15 protein-coding genes are annotated in these 18,027 nt (G+C 56.3%); 4 read left to right on the plus strand and 11 right to left on the minus strand.

Going from position 1 to position 18,027, the window contains the following annotated elements; translation table 11 throughout:
* Positions 1–21: 21 nt before the first annotated feature.
* The 11 genes from ACZ46I_RS00235 to glmU form a co-directional block, all read right to left on the minus strand.
* Complete coding sequence (locus tag ACZ46I_RS00235; RefSeq protein ID WP_013505359.1) at positions 22–1,656, minus strand: 30S ribosomal protein S1; 1,635 nt, start codon at positions 1,654–1,656, stop codon at positions 22–24.
* Between the two features lie 62 nt (positions 1,657–1,718).
* Positions 1,719–2,588, minus strand: coding sequence for a 4-hydroxy-3-methylbut-2-enyl diphosphate reductase (locus tag ACZ46I_RS00240; RefSeq protein WP_464281056.1), 870 nt, complete (start codon positions 2,586–2,588; stop codon positions 1,719–1,721).
* A 2-nt stretch (positions 2,589–2,590) separates the two neighbouring features.
* On the minus strand, positions 2,591–3,292 hold the full coding sequence (cmk, locus tag ACZ46I_RS00245) for a (d)CMP kinase (RefSeq protein ID WP_464281057.1): 702 nt from the start codon (positions 3,290–3,292) through the stop codon (positions 2,591–2,593).
* Complete coding sequence (gene aroA / locus ACZ46I_RS00250; protein ID WP_041725911.1) at positions 3,289–4,563, minus strand: 3-phosphoshikimate 1-carboxyvinyltransferase; 1,275 nt, start codon at positions 4,561–4,563, stop codon at positions 3,289–3,291. The genes cmk and aroA overlap by 4 nt, the downstream gene beginning before the upstream one ends.
* Positions 4,556–5,440, minus strand: a complete 885-nt coding sequence (locus tag ACZ46I_RS00255) for a prephenate dehydrogenase (RefSeq protein ID WP_013505355.1) — start codon at positions 5,438–5,440, stop codon at positions 4,556–4,558. Before ACZ46I_RS00255 ends, aroA begins: the two co-directional genes overlap by 8 nt.
* Entirely contained in the window at positions 5,441–6,550 is a 1,110-nt protein-coding gene (gene hisC, locus ACZ46I_RS00260) for a histidinol-phosphate transaminase (protein ID WP_226508684.1), read from the minus strand. It abuts the gene before it with no gap.
* Positions 6,550–7,644 (minus strand): prephenate dehydratase, encoded by a 1,095-nt coding sequence (pheA, locus tag ACZ46I_RS00265; protein ID WP_013505353.1) that lies wholly within the window; start codon positions 7,642–7,644, stop codon positions 6,550–6,552. Before pheA ends, hisC begins: the two co-directional genes overlap by 1 nt.
* 106 nt (positions 7,645–7,750) lie before the next feature.
* Entirely contained in the window at positions 7,751–10,402 is a 2,652-nt protein-coding gene (alaS, locus tag ACZ46I_RS00270) for an alanine--tRNA ligase (RefSeq protein ID WP_464281058.1), read from the minus strand.
* Between the two features lie 60 nt (positions 10,403–10,462).
* The gene (locus ACZ46I_RS00275; protein WP_013505351.1) at positions 10,463–10,711 is read right to left on the minus strand and encodes a hypothetical protein; all 249 of its coding nucleotides are present in this window, start codon (positions 10,709–10,711) and stop codon (positions 10,463–10,465) included.
* Positions 10,712–11,578 (minus strand): pilus assembly FimT family protein, encoded by an 867-nt coding sequence (locus tag ACZ46I_RS00280; RefSeq protein ID WP_464281059.1) that lies wholly within the window; start codon positions 11,576–11,578, stop codon positions 10,712–10,714. It abuts the gene before it with no gap.
* 28 nt (positions 11,579–11,606) lie between these two features.
* On the minus strand, positions 11,607–12,995 hold the full coding sequence (gene glmU, locus ACZ46I_RS00285) for a bifunctional UDP-N-acetylglucosamine diphosphorylase/glucosamine-1-phosphate N-acetyltransferase GlmU (protein WP_464281060.1): 1,389 nt from the start codon (positions 12,993–12,995) through the stop codon (positions 11,607–11,609).
* Between the two features lie 175 nt (positions 12,996–13,170).
* Between glmU and ACZ46I_RS00290 the strand changes: the two genes are divergently transcribed.
* From ACZ46I_RS00290 to ACZ46I_RS00305, 4 genes are all read left to right on the plus strand, one after another.
* Positions 13,171–14,520, plus strand: coding sequence for a UDP-glucose dehydrogenase family protein (locus ACZ46I_RS00290; protein WP_013505348.1), 1,350 nt, complete (start codon positions 13,171–13,173; stop codon positions 14,518–14,520).
* A 79-nt stretch (positions 14,521–14,599) separates the two neighbouring features.
* Positions 14,600–15,706, plus strand: a complete 1,107-nt coding sequence (locus ACZ46I_RS00295) for a DegT/DnrJ/EryC1/StrS family aminotransferase (protein WP_464281061.1) — start codon at positions 14,600–14,602, stop codon at positions 15,704–15,706.
* A complete protein-coding gene (locus tag ACZ46I_RS00300) occupies positions 15,693–16,601 on the plus strand; it encodes a Gfo/Idh/MocA family protein (protein ID WP_464281062.1) in 909 nt (302 codons plus the stop codon). The genes ACZ46I_RS00295 and ACZ46I_RS00300 overlap by 14 nt, the downstream gene beginning before the upstream one ends.
* Before the next feature lie 194 nt (positions 16,602–16,795).
* A complete protein-coding gene (locus ACZ46I_RS00305; RefSeq protein ID WP_464281063.1) occupies positions 16,796–17,995 on the plus strand; it encodes a NifS family cysteine desulfurase in 1,200 nt (399 codons plus the stop codon).
* Positions 17,996–18,027: the final 32 nt, after the last annotated feature.

Consider the following 18,027-nt stretch of genomic DNA (forward strand, 5'->3'; position numbering starts at 1 on the left):
GCCTTCTGCTTTACATCGTTTCTATTCAGATGCCGATTCCGCTCCACCTTCGCCGACTTCCTTCATGCTCAGTCCGATACGGCGATCTTCCTTGCTCATCTTGATCACGGCAGCTTCAATCTGCTGACCGACAGAAAGCACATCGGAGGGCCGCTCAATGCGATCATGGGAAATCTCAGACACATGCAGCAACCCTTCGACGCCATCTTCCAGCTTCACGAAAGCGCCAAAATCGGTCAGGTTCACCACGGTACCACTGACCCTGCTCCCAATGGGAAACTGCTTTTCAACGACATCCCAGGGATTCTCTTCCAATTGCTTCAGACCAAGGCTCAGCCGCTCTTTCTCACGGTCAAAGGCCAGCACCTTGGCTTCCACTTCATCGCCAACTTTGACGATTTCGCTGGGATGGTTGCTGCGGGACCAGGACATATCGGAGATATGGATCAGACCATCAACACCTTCATCAAGGCCGAGGAAAGCACCGAACTCCGTGATGTTCTTGATCTTGCCCTTTACCACGGTACCCACCGGATATCTTTCACCCACGACATCCCATGGATTGGGACGTACCGCCCTGAGGCTCAGGGAGAGGCGACGATTCTCGGAATCAATATCCAGTATGCGGACCTCTACTTCATCACCGATCTTCAATACCTGGGAAGGTGAGCGAACGCGACTCGTCCAGCTCATCTCACTGATATGGATCAGGCCCTCGATCCCTGGCTCAATCTCCACGAAGGCTCCGTAATCCACAAAGCTGACCACTTTGCCCTTGACGACCGTTCCGCATTCACAGCGCTCGGCAATGTTATTCCAGGGGTCATCGGATTTCTGCTTATACCCGAGGGATACCCGCTCATTCTGAGGATTGAAGTCCAGCACAACCACTTCCACCTCATCGCCCTCGCTGAATACCGCAGACGGGTGAGAGACACGGCCCCAGGAGATATCCGTGATATGCAGAAGCCCGTCAAAACCACCCAGGTCGATGAAGACCCCGTATTCCGTAATATTCTTGACCCGCCCAGTCAGCAGGCTTCCAGGCACCAGCTTTTCGATAAGCTGCTGCTTGGCCTTGTTTTTCTCTTCTTCCAGAGGGGCTCGGCGTGAAACCACCACATTGTGACGCTTCGGAGAGACATTAATCACCTTGAACTGACCTGTCAGCCCAACATAGGTTCTCATCTCCTCGGGATTGTCGCGCACCTGGCGCAGATCCACCTGGGAGAGCGGCAAAAAGGCACGCACACCATTAATATTCACGGTAAAGCCGCGATTCACGACATCAACTATAGTTCCCTCAAAGAGTCTGCCCTCTTCAAAACCGGCAACAATGTCGTCCCAGCCACGACGCTGGTCAGCTTTCTGTTTACTGGCGCGGATAAAACCACTGTCCTCACGTCGACCCGTATTAAAAACCTCAAAGGTATCACCCGTTTTCAGGCGCTCGAACTCTTCATCAGTGAACTCGGAGCGCTGGACAACGCCCTCGACTTTTTCATTGATATCCAGCAGAATCTCTGAATCATTTTTCTGCACAACCGTGGCCTGAACAATGCGTCCTGACTCTTCCCGTTGACGCATATCTTCTTCAAGCATGGCAGCAAAGTCTTCTGAAGATTCATCCGGCAGCCTGTAATCGTTTTCCATCATACCCTCTACTCCTTGTTTCTTACTGCATACATACAAAAAATCTATGCAAAAGGGAATACCTTTTAGGTCTTCCCGCTATTTTCCCTGGAAATTCTTTGCAGGACTTCTATGACTTCACTGATCAGATAGTCCGGCGTACTGGCACCGGCCGTGATACCAACCCGCTGTTTGCCCCGGAACCACTCAGTTTGCAGCTCAGCCGCCGTTTCAATATGATATGTATCCGGCTGAATCCCGATGCAGATTTCCGCCAGCCTGTTTGTATTTCCGGACTTGCGCCCACCAATGACCAGCACGACATCGGAACCGCTGGCAATTTCCACCGCTTCCTTCTGGCGGACATCTGTCGCATCGCAGATGGTGTTAAAGATGCGCACCTCGCTGTTGCGCTTTGCCAGCAAAGCGCTGACAATCTGCTGCAACTTTTCCTGAGACTGGGTCGTCTGCGCGACAACACCCGTTTTCCGTGCCAGTTTGATACTCTCCAGATCTGATGGGTGTTCCACCACCACTCCATGCTCACCGGCATACGCCTTGATGGCCACCACCTCGGGGTGATCAGGTTCACCCACAATGAGAACCTGGTACTCCTGGGCCACGAGATCGGTAACTATGCTGTGGATTCTCTTCACGTAAGGGCAGGTGGCGTCCTCCACGGCAACCCCCATGGCAAGAGCCCGGTCGTATACCTGGGGGCCAACTCCATGGGAGCGGATGATAACAGCACTCTCTGAAGGGTTGGCAACCTCGTCGAGATCGCTGACTTCCCTGACCCCCAGGGAATCCAGTTTTTCAACAACCTGAGGATTGTGAATAATCGGGCCAAGCGTGTATATGGAGCCATCATGCCGCTCACCCTTTTCAAACGCCAGCTGGATCGCGCGCTTGACGCCGAAACAGAAGCCTCCGTATTTCCCCAGTACGATTTCCATGGTTACCCCCCTGTCTCCACCGCAGACTGCTCCCGCAAGAGAGCATCCACGTAATCGCAGAGTGTTCTGAACACCATGTCGGCATCCATAGACGACGTATCCACCTCAATGGCCTCGGCAACTTTTACCAGCGGGGAATGCTCACGGTTCATATCTTCGTGGTCGCGCTGATGAATCTCCTGCAGAACCTTTTCGAAGGGCAGGGACTCTCCTTTAGCCTCCAGTTCCTCCATGCGTCGCTGCGCCCGCACTTCTGGTGAAGCCTCAAGATAGATTTTCAGCTCCGCATCGGGAATGACCACAGACGCGATATCTCTGCCATCCATCACAACGCTCTGCTGCCTGGCCATTGCCTGCTGCTGAGCCACCAGCGCCCGACGCACCACGGGCAGCTTTGCCACCCGTGAGGTCAGCAGGGAGTTACGGGAAGTGCGAATGGCAGCGGACACATCACTTCCGTTCAGAAACACCCTCTGGTCATCATCGGCCCAGGCGAAGGAGACGTGAATATCGTCCATTACACGTGCACACTGATCATCATCAAGGGATTCCAGAACAATGTCATTGCGGTCGAAATACAGAGCCGTGGCCCGGTACATGGCTCCAGTATCCACATAGGTAAAGCCGTACTGCTTTGCCAGCCGCTTGCCCATGGTGCTCTTGCCCGAGCCACCTGGACCATCAAGGGCAATGCGAATCTTCACTGATCCCCTCCCCGCTGCAGCTGAGCCAGAAACTTCTGGAAGTTGGGGAATGAGACTGAAACACACTCCATGCCATCCACGATGATATTTCTCTGCAGGAGGCTGAATAAATACGCGCTCATACCGATGCGATGATCTCCGTAGGAGTCGAGAGTCACCCCAGAGGGCAGCTGAAAATCAGGGTTCCCGGTAACCGCAAAACCATCCTCGTACTCTTCAACCTCAACCCCCAGGGCCTTCAGATTCGCCAGGGTCGTGACAATGCGATCCGTCTCCTTGACCCGCAGCTCCTTGGCATCCTTGACGATACTTTTGCCTCTGGCAAAGCACATGGCCACAGCCAGCGCCGGAATTTCATCGATAAGCCGGGGAACCATCTCCCCGAAAATATGGGCCGCCTCAAGGGGCGCATGGGTAATGACGATATCACATACCGGCTCCCCACACACCAGACGCTGATTCTCCAGCCTGATGTCAGCCCCCATCTGCTGCAATATGTCCAGCACTCCGGTGCGCGTCGGATTGATGCCCACGTTGGACAGGGTCACCTGGCTGCCCGGCACAACAGACGCGGCCACCAGGAAGAACGCAGCAGAGCTGATATCGCCGGGAACTTCCATATTCCGCGGTTCAAAGCGCTGCCCACCTGTAACAGAAACGGTTTTGCCTTCTACCTTCACGCCAACACCGTAGAACGGAAGCATACGTTCGGTGTGATCGCGGGAGATCTCCGGCTCGCTGACAACCGTGGTACCCCTGGCAAAAATTCCCGCCAGCACAAGAGCGCTTTTCACCTGGGCTGAAGCCACTGGCGAATGATAGGTGATGCCCTGCAGGTCACCACCACGCACGCTGGCTGGCAGCAAACGCCCACCATCACGGCCATCGATGCGGGCCCCCATCTGCCGTAACGGGTCGATGACACGCATCATCGGACGCTTCCGCAGGTACTGGTCACCGGTAATAACGCTGAAGAGGGGGAGCCCTGAAAGAATGCCGAGCATCAGCCTGGTCGTCGTGCCGCTGTTGCCGAAGTCCAGCACATCCTCAGCTTCCCGCAGACCATCCACGCCGGGAGAGTTGATAATAATGGCATTATGCACCAGCTGCACATCCACGCCCATAGCCTGAAATGCCTTGCAGGTACTGATATTGTCATCACCCATCAGGGGGTTGGAAATAATGGACTGACCCTGCGCCAGGGAAGAAAACATGATGGCGCGATGGGTGATGGATTTGTCCGAAGCAACGGCGATGGTTCCCTTAAGCATTGGCTTCCTCCATATGTCTGACAATGGCGTCACGGTACTCCCTGGCGCCGCGAAAACTCTCCAGTAAAGCTGAGCGGTCTTCGCAGGCGATGGCTTGTCTGATCTTCTCCAGAGACTCCCGGAAGAGCTCCATGCTTTCCAGAATCTCGGCCTTGTTCGCCAGAGCGATATCGGCCCACATGGTCTCGTCGCTGGACGCGATTCGGGTAAAATCACGAAACCCCGCACCGGGATAGCGACTCAGGGGCAGGTTCCAGGCATCTTCCATGGCGGCAATAGACCCCACCAGCCCATAGGCGACCATATGGGGCAGATGACTGACCGCGGCAAACACCCGGTCGTGCTCCATGGGGTCCATATCCACCGGCACTGCCCCCACTGCCAGCAGGAGCTGACGCAATTCCGACAACTGCACTGACGGGGTCTGGGGCAGTGGCGTGATAATCCATTTACGGTTACGGAACAGACTCGCGCTGGCAGCACCGACACCGCTTCTCTCACTGCCGGCAATGGGGTGTGCAGGGATATAGTTAAGCTGGGGAAAACGTCGATGCATCCGCATACTCAATTCTCCCTTTACACTGCCAAAATCCACAACCAGCGCGGAGGCCTCAGCATGCTGGGACAGCTGCTCAAAAACCACATCAAAACTGCCAACAGGTGTCGCCACAAAGATATGGGTACAGCCTGCCAGTGCTCCTGCCACCACCGTGCTCGAACCATCAATGATACCGGACCCCATGGCCTGGCGAAGCGTCTGCTCGCAGCGGTCGATACCGGTAATGTGGCGTGCCAGACCGTGCTCCTTCAGAGCGGCCCCGAAAGAGCCTCCGATCAATCCCAAACCGATGATGGCACAGCGCTCAATGACTTCCATTTAGTTCGCCAGACGTCCTTCCTGCCTCAGGACTTTGGCAAACTTCTCCAGGAATATGCTGTTCTCAGCAGGGGTTCCAACGGTGACCCGAACAAAGTTGGCGATCATCGGGTGGGGGATGTGGCGAACGATCACGCCTTCGCGCAGAAGGCCCTCGAAAACCGGACGCCCCGGCCCCAGGGTATCAATCAGGATAAAGTTGGCCTGGGAAGGCACATGGGTCAGCCCCAGCAGACTGATGCAGTCCACAATGCGCTGCATCTCCCGGCTGTTGTTCCCGACACTGGCATCCAGAAATTCTCGATCATCCAGAGCCGCTTCCGCTGCTGTCTGCGCCAGAAGGTTTACGTTAAAGGGTTGACGCGTCTTATTGAGGTAATTGATAATTTTCGGTGAACCCGCACCATAGCCAATGCGATAACCACTTAATCCATACGCCTTGGAGAAAGTGCGCATAATCAGCAGATTTTCGTATTGAAGAACAAGGTCGATAACCGTGCGACAGTCACCTTCCGTGGCATACTCAACATAGGCCTCATCAACGCAGACCAGCACATTGGCAGGCGTGGCACTGATCAGCCGCACCAGCTCCCCATGGGGAATGTAATTGCCGACAGGGTTGTTGGGTGTGGTAATAAAGAGCGCTTTGGTTCTGGGACCGATGGCCGCCAGCATATCGTCCACATTCATTTCAAAGCTGTTCTGGCGCAGGGGCACCGCGCGAAAATCCCGATCCGCCGCCTTGGCGATTATAGGATAAACCGCAAAGGAGGGATCGAAGAACAGTATCTCTTCTCCGGGCAGCACAAAGGTGCGGATCACCAGCTCAATGATCTCATTGGAGCCGTTTCCGAACACCAGATTCTCTTCCTGCAGCTGCAGAAGCGCCGCCAGTTTCTTGCGCAGATAGTAACAGCCGCCCTCAGGGTAGCGGTTGGCTTCATGGGCCATGGCAAGCACCGCCGCCGTGGCTTTTGGCGAAGCCCCCAGAGGATTTTCGTTGGAGGCCAGTTTGATCGTGTCGCGAATGCCCAGCTCCCGTTCAACTTCCTTGACGGGTTTGCCTGGCTGATAGGGGGTCAGTTCTTCAACATTTTGTGAAACCAGCATTATTCACCTTTTGCAGACTGTATACTTTTGGGATAGGATCCCAGAATTTTCATGAAAAGACTGCGCTCTTCCAGCATTTTCAGCGCGGCTGCCACATTTTCATCCTCGCGGTGCCCTTCAAGGTCCACGTGAAAAAGGTATTCCCAGGCTTTGATTTTGGAGGGGCGGGACTCAATCTTGGTCATATTGATGCGGAATTTCGAGATGATCTCCAGGGCGTGGTACAGGGAGCCCACGGCATGGCTCAACCCAAACACCACACTGGTCTTATCGTTGCCACTTCGCTTGGTGCGCGTTTTCCCCACCACGATAAAGCGCGTGAAATTATTGGTCTTGTCTTCAATTTTCCGCATTACCGGCACCAGAGAATAAAGCTTACCGGCCAGCTCGGAGCAGATCGCTGCCGCGTCATCATTATCACTGGCAATCTCTGCCGCCCGCGCTGTGCTGGTAATATCCACCAGCTCCACATCGGGAAGATTGAGTTCCAGCCACTGCCGACACTGGGCAATGGCATGGGGGTGCGAATAGACCCGCTTGACGTTTTCCATTTTGCCACTGGTGCTCATCAGGTGATGGGTGATCCCCAGCTCGATCTCGGCACAGATAGACAGATCGGTCTCCACCAGGCAGTCAAGGGTATAGTTCACGACCCCTTCAGTTGAGTTCTCAATGGGCGCCACGCCATAGTGCGCCCGCCCGCGATCAACCTCAGAGAAGACATCCCGGATACTGGGAGAGGCCAGGTAACGGGCGCTCTGACCAAAGTGTTCCATGCTGGCAATATGGGTAAAAGTCGCTTCAGGACCAAGAAAGGCGATGGTAAGCGGCTGCTCAAGGTTGAGACACGCTGAGATGATCTCGCGGAAAATTGCCCGCACAGCCTCATCGGGAATGGGACCGGGGTTTTCCCGCAACAGGCGGGTATAAATCTGCTTTTCACGGGAGGGAACGTAGAATTCTGAAGGATTGCCCGACTTGTACTTGCCCACCTGCACGGCAAGCTCAGCCCGACTGTTAAGCAGCTCTAACAGCTTATCGTCAATCGCATCTATGGAGTCACGCAACTCCTCTAATCTATTACCATTCGTCACAGGGCACCTGACCGACAAAAATTCAAAGATAAGCTAACGTGAAACAAAGGAAAAAGCAACGGAATTTCCCAGGAAACTCCGCTACTCCCCTTGCCCCATCAAAGCGTCAGGATAATCCTGCCACCAGGTGCTCCCGCGCCTTCTGCAGGGCTTCAGCAATTTTGCCTGGCTCTCGGCCACCGGCCTGGGCAAAAGTCGGCTTGCCGCCACCGCCACCACCGCAGGTTGTCGCAAGAATCTTGACCAGATCACCGGCTCTGACCCTCTGGCTCAGTGCCTCACTGACACCCACCACGAAAAGTACCTTACCGTCCACCACGCTGGCCAGGGCGACAACCACCTCACCCAGCTGATGCTTGGTGCTGTCCACGATCTGCTTCAGCTCCTCGACACTTTTGCCCTCAAAGCTTTGCAGAAGCACCTTGACTCCGGAGACCTCCTCCACCTGCTCTTGCAGGGTTGAAGTTTCGCGGGCCGACATTTTTTCCTGCAGCTCGCGCTGCTGTTTCTCCAACTGCCGATTGCCTTCAAGCAGCTTCTCTATTTTGGCACACAGCTCTTCCGGACGCGTCTTGAGCATGCGGGCCGCATCGCCGACCGTCTTCTGCAGGTCGCGAACCACCTGCAGCGCGCCCGGCCCGGTAGTGGCCTCAATCCGGCGCACACCGGCGGCAATGGCCGACTCGGAGAGAATCTTAAACAGACCAATCTGCCCCGTGGCATCCACATGGGTCCCCCCGCACAGTTCCATGCTGTAGTCACCCATGGTGATCACCCGCACATCGTCACCGTACTTCTCATCAAAGAGCGCCGTCGCTCCACGGGCCACCGCGTCATCGAGAGTCATAAGCTCCTTGCGCACCGCATGGTTGGCCATAACCTGAGCATTGACCTGATCTTCAACCCCCTGCAATTCCTCGGGTGTCAGTCCCTTCCAGTGGGTGAAGTCAAAGCGCAGCTTGCCATCTTCCACCAGGGAGCCCGCCTGACGCACATGCTCCCCCACGGTGCTTTTAAGAGCCGCATGGAGCAGGTGGGTAGCAGAGTGGTTCAGGGTGATATTGCGGCGACGGCGGGAATTCACCGTCGCCGTCACAGCATCCCCGGCGCTGAATCTGCCCTGGCTGACCACACCGCGATGCAGGTGCAGACCACCAATGGACTTACGCACAGAACGAACCTCGAAGATATCCCCACCATCGGTGGCAACCACCCCGGTATCAGCCACCTGGCCTCCGCTTTCCGCGTAGAAGGGTGTCTTATCGAGAAGGAGCCAGGCCTCCTCACCGGCACGCACCTGGGAAAGCGAGTTCTCCTGCAGATCAAGGAGACCAATCACACTCGCCTTGGCGCTCAGGAAATCGTAACCGCTGAACTCCTGCTGATGGCGGGATTCGATCAGACGAAGATCTTCGCTTGAGGTCACCGAGGCCACCGCTTTCCACGAAGCCCTGGCGCGAACCTTCTGCTCCTCCATGGCGGCATAGAATCCCGCCTCATCAACAGTGATGCCCCGGTCCTCCAGGATATCCACTGTCAGATCGAGGGGAAAACCATAGGTATCATAGAGCTTGAAGGCACTCTGGCCGTCAAGGGCAACCTGAGCGGACTTCTGCAGCCCGGCGACCATATCCTCCAGGATTGCCAGACCATGATCAAGGGTGTTGGCAAAGCGCCGCTCTTCCTGATAGATGATCTCCTCCACCATGGCGCGATTCTTGACAATCTCGGGAAAGGCTTCGCCATAGTGTTCCTCCATCAGACAGACCAGGGAGTACATGTAGGGTTCTTTTTTTCCCAGCTGATTGGCGTGGCGCATGGCCCGGCGCATGATACGTCGCAGAACATAACCGCGCCCCTCATTGGAGGGAATGGCACCATCGCTGATCAGGAACGTGCTGGCCCGCAAGTGGTCGGCGATGACACGCATGGACACATCCTGATGGCTGGCCGATCGCGTATAGGTCATGCCGCAGTCCGCCGCAATCCGGTTCAGCAGTGGCAGAAAAAGGTCAGTATGGTAATTGGATGTCTCACCCTGCACGACCGCCGCCAGGCGCTCAAGACCCATGCCCGTGTCAATGGAGGGTTTGGGCAGCGGAACCAGGGTGCCGTCGGGCTGGCGATCATACTGCATGAACACGAGGTTCCATATCTCCAGATAGCGATCGCACTCACACTCCACCCCGCAGGGGCCACCTTCGGTGCAGGGCACATCGGGCCCCTGGTCGTAGTGAATTTCCGAGCAGGGGCCGCAGGGACCCGTCTCCCCCATCTGCCAGAAATTATCCTTTTCGCCACAGCGCAGAATCCGCTCGGCGGGCACTCCAATGTGGTCGCGCCAGATGGCGAAAGCCTCATCATCTTCGCGGAAGACGCTGACCCACAGACGACTCCGGTCGAGCTTCATGACCTCGGTGATAAACTCCCAGGCATACTCTATGGCCTCGCGTTTGAAATAGTCGCCAAAGCTGAAGTTCCCCAGCATCTCAAAAAACGTATGGTGACGTGCCGTGACGCCGACATTCTCAAGATCATTGTGTTTTCCTCCGGCCCGCACACACTTCTGCGCCGTCGCCGCACGGTTGTAGTCACGCTTCTCATTGCCGAGGAAAATATTCTTGAACTGATTCATCCCCGCGTTGGTGAAAAGGAGTGTCGGGTCATCAAAGGGGATCAGACCGCTGGATGCAACGACCTTATGCCCTTTCGACTCAAAATAGGACAGAAACTGTTGGCGAACCTGCTGTGCATTCATGAAATTGGTGTTCTCCTTGCTTGTGAGCATTCTGTATACGTAAAACCAGAAAAAATAGCGTTATTTCCCGGAACCGGCACCTTGGACATCAACTGCCTGCTGCACCGCGATCCCATGATCAGCGGCGTCATCAAGGGCACGGCGCAACACCTGGGCGCGCATGACCCGCTTGTGGGAACGATTCAGGAAAATCACCGGCTCGCCGCCAATGCGGCAGAAGCCTCCCGAGGTATTGCCGCGCAACTTTTCCGTGCGCACCTCTATGGACGCGTTGCGGGCAAGGGCGATCAACTGATCCAGGGTATCCATTCAGCCCTCCATGACCTGAGCGGATATCTCCACATGGCCGGTAAAGGCATTCACATGGATAAAGAGTCGCTCATCGCTGCGAGTATGGCGCAGCTGATAGCGCAGGGATGTATAGTAGCGCTGGTTGTGAAGCATATTATTGAAACCCTTTCCGGTCCAGGGTCGTCCCTGGGAGTCGAAGCGTACGCCATCAGTGACCGAAACCCCACTCTCCTGCACAAAGACCACAGGGGAGTCCGGCTTGTCAAGGAAATAGGCCAGGGGCTGCCCATAACCATGGTAGCCCGCTACATGGTGCTCAACACCACCATGGTGGCGGAAGCGGAAACACCCCTGTCCATCGCCACAGGGACTGAAATAGTAGCGTCTATCGCGAAGCGCGTTGGTTCCGCTCTGGCCATCATAGAGACTGCGAGTCATGGCCATGTGCCTGGTCTGCCGCAGTCCTTCGGCAACCTGCTCAGCCGCCAGGTGAAGCTCCACGGAAGAATTATCCACCAGCCGCGGCACAGCAATCGCCCCCAACATGCCAAGGATCAGCATTACCAGCAGAACCTCCAGCAGGCTAAAACCATGCCAGCGGTTGCGGCGCTTCCTGGGGGAAGCGGCATCCTCCTCCTGAGCCTGCTGAAGTTTGCGTCGCATGCGATGACCAGTGATCAGCATAATAATAATGGCCACAAAAATCAGCAGCACCGGAACCAGGGACTCTATCGCCTGCTGCGGCGTGAACGACCCCTCCACCGCATCCCGGTCTGCCTGCTGCTCCTGCTGCTGCATCTGATGCCTGAACATCAGAATGGCACCGGCATCATCCAGCACATCGTTCTCCCGGGTCGTCCCTTCACCTTCTGATAGTTTTCCCATAACGCTCCCGACCCCGATCAGAAATACGTCATTTCTTCTGTTTCTGCCGACGAAAGCGGGTCGCCCAGCCCTCAACGACTTTCTGTTCGTTGCGGCTGATCACAAGGCTTTCCGCCGGCACATCCCGCGTCACCGTTGTGCCAGCTGCCACCATGGCATTGCGCCCGACCCGAACCGGTGCCACCAGCTGCGTATCACTGCCCACAAAGACGCCATCCTCAAGAACCGTCACGTGCTTGTCAAAACCATCGTAATTACAGGTAATGGTTCCGCAGCCAATATTCACATCACAGCCAACGGTTGCGTCTCCGATATAGGTAAGGTGCGAGGCCTTTGACCTGGCTCCCACAGTAGCCTTCTTGATCTCAACAAAATTCCCGATCTTCACCTCTTCGGCCAGAACCGACTGGGGACGCAGGTGAGCATAGGGACCGAGCGATGAGTGAGCGCCCACCGAAGCCTCTTCCAGGTAGCAGCCATCTTTCAGGGTGCAGCCATCCCCAAGGGAAGAGGCAATCAGGGTGCACCCCTGACGAATCAGACAATTCCTGCCAACACGTGTGCCCTTTTCCAGGTAGACATTGGGGTAAATAACCGTATCGACACCCACCTGCACATCGGTTTCAATATAGGTACTGCGCGGATCGAGAATACTGACTCCCTCGTCCATGAGGCGACGGCAGGTGCGTTCATACAGCAACTGTCCCGCCTGGGCCAGCTCTGCGCGAGAGTTGACCCCCAGGGTTTTGGTGAAATCTCCGGTCACCAGCGCTTCCACCGGAAGCCCACGGGCCACCGCGATGGAAACGATATCGGGCAGATAGTACTCTCCCTGGGCATTATCACTGCCCACAGCAGGCAAGGCCTCCGCCAGGAAAGAGCGCTGAACCGCGTAAATACCACTGTTGACCTCATTGATGGCCCTTTGCCCGACAGTGGCATCCCTGGCCTCGACAATGGCGATTACGCGCCCCTGGCCATCGCGCACAATGCGCCCGTAACTGCCGGGCTGATCTATCTGTGACGAAAGGATGGAAACCACGCTGCCCTGCTGGCGATGCTGCTCAAAAAACTCCCGCAACAACTCCTGATCCACCAGCGGAGTATCGCCGCACAGGATAAGGACATCACGGCACTCCCCACGCAAAGCGGGCAGTGCCGCTTCCACCGCCTTGGCGGTTCCGTTGAGCACCTCCTGCCGCGCAAAGGTAAGGTCAGTACCATCCGCCCCCAGGCGCTCTGGCAGCAGCTCACCGCCATGGCCATACACCACGACAATCTGCGCGGCTCCGGCACCCCTGGCCGCGTCGATGACATGGGCCACCATGGCCTTTCCTGCAACCGGATGCAACACCTTGGGAAGCTCGGATTTCATACGTGTGCCCTTGCCGGCAGCCAGGATAATGGCAGACAACACATGGTCCTCCTGAAAAGAAAATTCATACCGATTTCGCCTGTCCAGACCGCCGCGCACCTTGTGAAAAAAATCGCGGAAACAGTGGACATTTGCAGGTACTTATATATAATTTGAGGCCTCATTGCAATGAACAGCATCGGCAATGGGAGAGACTTTCACCACAGAAGGGAAGCGCATGAAAATTGCGGTCATTGGAAGCGGTTACGTCGGCCTGGTGGCAGCCACCTGCTTTGCCGAAACCGGAAATCACGTCATCTGCGTTGATATTGACGAACAGAAGATTGAAAACCTGAAAAAAGGCATCATCCCCATATACGAGCCGGGCCTTGAGCCCATGATCCAGAAAAATGTCGAAGACAGGCGTCTGTTCTTCACCACCAACCTCCCCGAAGCGGTTGCCGAATCCCTGGTACTCTTTATCGCCGTGGGAACTCCCTCAGGCGAAGACGGCAGCGCCGACCTGCAGTATGTCCTGGCTGTCGCCCGCTCCATCGGCCTGTGCATGGACAGCTATAAAATCATCGTGGACAAATCCACGGTTCCCGTTGGCACCGCAGAAAAAGTTCAGGCCGCCATAGCCCAGGCCCTGCAGGAACGCGGAGTCGATATTGAATTTGATGTCGTCTCCAACCCCGAATTCCTCAAGGAAGGGGCCGCCATCGACGATTTCATGAAACCAGACCGGGTCGTCATCGGCGCGGAGAACGTGCGCACCCTGGAGATCATGAAGGAACTCTACTCCCCTTTCATGATGCGCCAGTCCCGCATCATCACCATGGACGTGCGCTCGGCGGAGATGACCAAGTACGCCGCCAACGCCATGCTGGCCACCCGCATCTCCTTTATGAATGAAATCGCCAACCTGTGTGACCTGGTAGGTGCCGACGTGTCGTCGGTACGCGAAGGCATCGGCTCCGACAGCCGCATCGGGCACAGCTTTCTCTATCCGGGCGTCGGATACGGCGGCAGCTGCTTTCCCAAGGACGTCAAGGCCATCATGCGCACCGCCCGCGAACACGGCATGAAACTGCAGGTGCTCGACGCCGTGGAAGAGGTGAACAAGAGACAAAAGGAAGTGCTGGTGGATAAAGTCCTGAACCACTACAACACCAGCGCGGTGGCCGGAGCACTGAAGGGCAGGCACTTTGCCGTATGGGGCCTCTCCTTCAAGGCCAATACCGATGATATGCGTGAATCCAGCAGCATCGTTATCATCCGCGAACTGCTGCGCCTTGGTGCAACCATCTGCGCCTATGATCCGGAAGCCATGGACGAGGCCCGTAAAATCTTCGGCGATGCCATTCACTACGCCGCAGGCCAGTATGAAACTCTGGAAAATGCTGACGGACTGCTGATCATCACCGAGTGGAACGAGTTCCGCCGTCCCGACTTTGAACGCATAAAGCAATCCCTTAAAGAACCCTTTATCGCCGACGGACGCAACCTGTATTCGCCGGAAAAGATGCAGCAGATGGGCTTCACCTATCGCTGCATTGGCCGCGATCGCACGCCGTCCGGAAAGTAACACTTTCCATTGACAAACAATCGCGAAAGCATGAAGCTGAATTTGAAACAGAAAACATCAAACCGTCTGGCGAGGTCATATGCAGATTGAATTCATTAATGTCAAAGCACAGTATCAGGCGTATCAACAGGAGATTGACGCCGCCATGGCAGCCGTCACCTCCTCAGGCCAGTTCATCTTCGGCCCGGTGATCAGTCAACTGGAAAAGGACATGGCCACCTATACCGGCGCCCGCCACTGCGCCACCTGCGCCAGCGGCACCGATGCCATACTGCTGGCCCTGATGGCCATTGGCGTTGGCCCCGGCGATGAGGTAATCACGACCCCCTTCACGTTTGTGGCCACCGTGGAAACCGTAGCATTCCTTGGCGCCAGGCCCATCTTTGTCGATATCGACTCCGTCACCTACAACATTGACCCGGCAGCCATCGAAGCGAAGATAACTCCTCGCACCAAGGCGATCCTCCCGGTCAGCCTCTACGGGCAGCCTGCAGACATGGACGAAATCAACGCCATCGCCGAAAAGCACGGTCTGCAGGTCATTGAAGATGCCGCCCAGAGCTTCGGCGCCAGCTATAAGGGGAAAAAGAGTGGGCACCTCAGCCATATCGGCGTCACCAGCTTTTTCCCCTCCAAACCCCTGGGATGCTTCGGCGACGGGGGAGCTCTGTTCTGCGACGACGACGAACTGCAGGAGAAGCTCCTCTCCCTGCGCAACCACGGACAGGGGGAGCGCTACGCTTATAAATACATCGGCATCAACAGTCGCCTGGATGCCCTGCAAGCAGCGGTACTCAGCGTGAAGCTGCGTTACCTTGACCAGGAAATGCAGCGCCGCGAAACCCTGCGCCAACGCTATGACAACGGCCTCTCAGGACTCAATGACATCGTGGTGCCCCAGGTGAAGACCGATCGCACAACTGCCTGCGCGCAGTACTCCATCCGCTGCGACAATCGCCAGAAGCTCATCGACCATCTGACGAGCCGCAAAATCCCCACCGCCGTGCACTACCCCATCCCCCTGCATTTGCAGGAAGCCTACGCCTACCTGGGCTATCGCCAGGGAGATTTCCCGGTCAGCGAAGCCACCGGACAGCAGATCATGAGCCTGCCCTTCAGCGCCTTCCTGCAGGAGGACGAACAGGACTACATTATCGAAGCGGTGAGACATTATGCCAAACAGTAAGAAACTGCGCGTTGCCATCATCGGACTCGGTGTCATGGGGAAAAACCACCTGCGCGTGCTGAGTGACCTGCCCCAGGTGGAAGTATGCGGACTGTGTGACACGGCCCTGCAGGAGCACGAAGGTCAACCCGTCCATAAGGACCTCGACCAGATGCTGGCCAATGTCGAACTGGACGCCGCCATCATCGCCGTTCCCACCTACCTGCACCATGAAGTGGCCCTCAAGTGCATTGACAGGGGGCTGCACCTGTTCATCGAAAAACCGGTGGCCTCCACCGTCGAAGATGCCCGCGCCCTGGAGAAAGCCATCCCGCCCCATATCAAGGCCGTCGTCGGCCATGTGGAGCGTTCCAACCCCGTCGTCAAAGCGCTGAAGAAAGAGCTGGAGGGCAAGGAAATCTACAGTATCGCCATCACCCGCGTTGGTCCCTTTCCACCGCGCATCGCCGATGTGGGCATCCTCACCGACCTGGCCGTTCACGATGTTGACCTCATTCGCTTTATTACGCAGCGGGAGATCCGCAAGCGACATATCTTCTCCTCCAAGAAAATCCACGACCACCACGAGGACAACGCCATACTCTCCTTCGAGCTGGAGGGCGACATGGTTGCCAGCATCATCACCAACTGGCTGACCCCCTACAAAAAGCGCAAAATTGAAGTCGCCACCTCCGAAGGCTACTTTGAAGCTGACCTTATCCACCAGCAGATGAAGGAATTTTCCTCCTATCGCACCAACCACTCCTATCTGGTGCGCGACTGCATCGTCTTCAAGGGTGAACCCCTGCGCCATGAGCTGCAGGACTTCTGCGACTACTGCCTCCACGACCGCTGGTCGCCACACCTGGCAACAGTCAGCGACAGCATCAGGACCCTGGAGCTGGTCGCCCGCTAAAAACCAGAAAAATACACCTCTCGAGTCCTTTCGGGTGAGATCCTGCATCTCACCCGTTTCTTTTTGCCCTTGGTAAACAATCAACAGAAAGCGGTTGAAAAAAGCCCCAAAACATGCCAGATTGTTTCGTCTCGATTGTCGACAATCCAGTCCAGCATTGTAGGCTTTGACGGTAGAGAGAGAAAGGTAACAGCATGGAACGCATTTATCTGGACAACAACGCAACCACCATAGTCGATCCGAAAGTCTTTCAGGTAATGGAACCCTACTTTGTGCAGATGTATGGCAACCCGAACTCCCTGCACTCCTTTGGCTCGGAAGTAAAACCTGCTCTGGCCCAGGCAATGGAACAGCTGTATGCCGGCATCAATGCCTCTGACGAAGACGACATTATCGTCAACAGCTGCGCCACCGAAGGCAACAACACCGTCATCATGAGCGCGTACTACGACCTCATTCGCAATGGCGACAAAAACCATATCATCACCTCATCGGTGGAACACCCCGCCGTGGGTGAAACCTGCCGCTTTCTGGAGAGCCTCGGCGTGGAGGTCACCTACCTGCCGGTCAATCAGGAGGGAATCGTCAGCGTTGAAGACGTCAAGGCCGCTATCACTCCGCGCACTGCTCTGGCATCCATCATGTGGGCCAATAACGAAACGGGAATGATCTTCCCCATCAAGGAGATCGCCTACGCCTGCAGAAACCGCGGCGTGCTCTTTCACACCGACGCGGTTCAGGCCATCGGCAAGCTGCAGGTCAATGTACAGGACGTCCCCGTCGACTACCTGACCTTCAGCGCCCACAAGTTCCACGGCCCCAAAGGGGTAGGTGGCCTCTACATCCGTGAAGGCGCACCCATGGTTCCTCTGCTCCATGGCGGTGAGCACATGGGCGGCCTGCGCTCAGGAACCGTCAATGTGGCAGGCATGGTCGGCATGGGCATGGCCATGGAACTGGCCGTGGAAAACCTCGGATACGAAATCCGCGAAGTCCGCCGCCTGCGGGACAAACTGGAAGACGCCCTGCTGGCCCTGCCCGATATCATCGTCGTGGGCAGTCGCTCTCAGCGCACCCCCAACACCATCCTGGCCAGTATACGCGGAGTAGAAGGTGAAGCCCTGATCTGGGATCTCAACCGCCACGGCATCGCGGTTTCCACGGGCAGCGCCTGTGCTTCAGAGTCCCTGGAAGCCAATCCCATCATCTCCGCCATTGGCGCCGACAAGGATCTGGCTCACACGGGTGTCCGCTTCAGCCTCAGCCGCTTTACCACGGAGCAGGAGATAGACAAGGTCATCGCCCTCCTGCCCAAGGTCATCGGACGCCTGCGCGACATCTCGTCAACCTACGCAACCCCCGGCCCGGCCTGCCAGATGCCGGAGCCGCAATAGCAAAAAGACTTCCTACAGAATAAAAGGTGGAA

The organism is Desulfurispirillum alkaliphilum (genome assembly GCF_055378285.1).

Bases quoted from the DNA above. Each gene is read 5' to 3' on its own strand.
- ACZ46I_RS00235 (WP_013505359.1), bottom strand. From the start codon at position 1,656: ATGATGGAAAACGATTACAGGCTGCCGGATGAATCTTCAGAAGACTTT.
- ACZ46I_RS00240 (WP_464281056.1), bottom strand. From the start codon at position 2,588: ATGGAAATCGTACTGGGGAAATACGGAGGCTTCTGTTTCGGCGTCAAG.
- aroA (WP_041725911.1), bottom strand. From the start codon at position 4,563: ATGCTTAAGGGAACCATCGCCGTTGCTTCGGACAAATCCATCACCCAT.
- ACZ46I_RS00255 (WP_013505355.1), bottom strand. From the start codon at position 5,440: ATGGAAGTCATTGAGCGCTGTGCCATCATCGGTTTGGGATTGATCGGA.
- hisC (WP_226508684.1), bottom strand. From the start codon at position 6,550: ATGCTGGTTTCACAAAATGTTGAAGAACTGACCCCCTATCAGCCAGGC.
- alaS (WP_464281058.1), bottom strand. From the start codon at position 10,402: ATGAATGCACAGCAGGTTCGCCAACAGTTTCTGTCCTATTTTGAGTCG.
- ACZ46I_RS00275 (WP_013505351.1), bottom strand. From the start codon at position 10,711: ATGGATACCCTGGATCAGTTGATCGCCCTTGCCCGCAACGCGTCCATA.
- ACZ46I_RS00280 (WP_464281059.1), bottom strand. From the start codon at position 11,578: ATGGGAAAACTATCAGAAGGTGAAGGGACGACCCGGGAGAACGATGTG.
- ACZ46I_RS00290 (WP_013505348.1), top strand. From the start codon at position 13,171: ATGAAAATTGCGGTCATTGGAAGCGGTTACGTCGGCCTGGTGGCAGCC.
- ACZ46I_RS00295 (WP_464281061.1), top strand. From the start codon at position 14,600: ATGCAGATTGAATTCATTAATGTCAAAGCACAGTATCAGGCGTATCAA.
- ACZ46I_RS00300 (WP_464281062.1), top strand. From the start codon at position 15,693: ATGCCAAACAGTAAGAAACTGCGCGTTGCCATCATCGGACTCGGTGTC.
- ACZ46I_RS00305 (WP_464281063.1), top strand. From the start codon at position 16,796: ATGGAACGCATTTATCTGGACAACAACGCAACCACCATAGTCGATCCG.